Source organism: Streptomyces sp. NPDC030840 (assembly GCF_055572015.1).
The window spans coordinates 1-1,495 of record NZ_JBVIEE010000050.1; the positions used below are offsets into that span (position 1 = coordinate 1).

1 protein-coding gene is annotated in these 1,495 nt (G+C 69.2%); it reads left to right on the plus strand.

From position 1 onward, the window contains the following. Window positions 1–268: 268 nt before the first annotated feature. Window positions 269–1,471, plus strand: coding sequence for an IS110 family RNA-guided transposase (locus ACZ49J_RS45375; RefSeq protein WP_468352450.1), 1,203 nt, complete (start codon window positions 269–271; stop codon window positions 1,469–1,471). Window positions 1,472–1,495: the final 24 nt, after the last annotated feature.

Consider the following 1,495-nt stretch of genomic DNA (forward strand, 5'->3'; position numbering starts at 1 on the left):
CCCCCCGTTATGTTTTCCGCGGTCCTGCAAGAGGACCGCTGGCCTCCGGGCCCGGCATGGCTGGTCCCCCCTGTCGAACCGATGACCTGGGGGGTGGTGCCACCGGGCCCGAGAGGCGCCGTTGGAGACGCTGATGAGAGGTCCGACTACCGCCCGGCCGAGCGCAATGCCCGGCCGCACACGGGCGGCAGGTCTGCATAACGTGGATGCGCGCATACGACGCCAACGCCTTGGCCAGCACCGCATGAACCCCGCTCGGGAGGATGGGTTGGACGACATCGACGACGTGGGCGTCTTCCTCGGCCTGGACGTCGGCAAGAGCGCCCATCACGGGCACGGCCTCACCCCGGCAGGGAAGAAAGTCTTCGACAAGCAGCTGCCCAACAGCGAGCCGAAGCTGCGGGCCGTCTTCGACAAGCTGGCCGCGAAGTTCGGCACCGTGCTGGTCATCGTGGACCAGCCCGCCTCCGTCGGAGCCCTACCCCTGACCGTCGCCCGGGACGCCGGCTGCAAGGTCGCCTACCTGCCCGGCCTGTCCATGCGGCGAATCGCCGACCTCTACCCCGGCGAGGCGAAGACCGACGCGAAAGACGCCGCGGTGATCGCGGACGCCGCGCGGACCATGCCGCACACCCTGCGCTCGCTTCAGCTGACCGACGAGATCACCGCCGAGCTGACCGTGCTGGTGGGCTTCGACCAGGACCTCGCGGCCGAGGCGACCCGCACCTCGAACCGGATACGCGGCCTGCTCACCCAGTTCCACCCCAGTCTGGAGCGCGTCCTGGGCCCACGCCTGGACCACCCCGCCGTGACCTGGCTGCTGGAACGCTACGGATCCCCGGCCAGCTTGAGAAAGGCCGGTCGCCGCAGGCTCGTTGAGGTGATCCGGCCCAAGGCTCCGCGCATGGCTGCCCGGCTGATCGACGAGGTCTTCGATGCGCTCGACGAGCAGACCGTGGTGGTCCCGGGCACCGGCACCCTCGACGTCGTGATCCCGTCCCTGGCCCGCTCGCTCGCTGCCGTCCACGAACAGCGACGAGCCCTGGAAGCGCAGATCGGACAGCTGCTGGAGGCTCACCCTCTTTCCGCGGTCCTGACCTCGATTCCGGGAGTCGCGGTCAGGACCGCCGCCACCTTGCTGGTCACCGTCGGCGACGGCACCAGCTTCCCCACCGCCGCCCACCTCGCCTCCTACGCCGGCCTCGCCCCGACAACCAGGTCGTCTGGAACCTCGATCCACGGCGAACACGCGCCCAGAGGCGGCAACCGGCAGCTCAAACGCGCGATGTTCCTGTCCGCGTTCGCCGCCCTCCACGATCCCGCCTCCCGCACCTACTACGACAAATGCCGGGCCAGAGGAAAGACCCACACCCAAGCCCTCCTCCGCCTGGCCCGACAACGGATCAACGTGCTGTTCGCGATGCTCCGCGACGGCACCTTCTACGAACCCAGAACTCCACGCCTCGCTTGACGAAAGACATAGAGGCACCCCCCC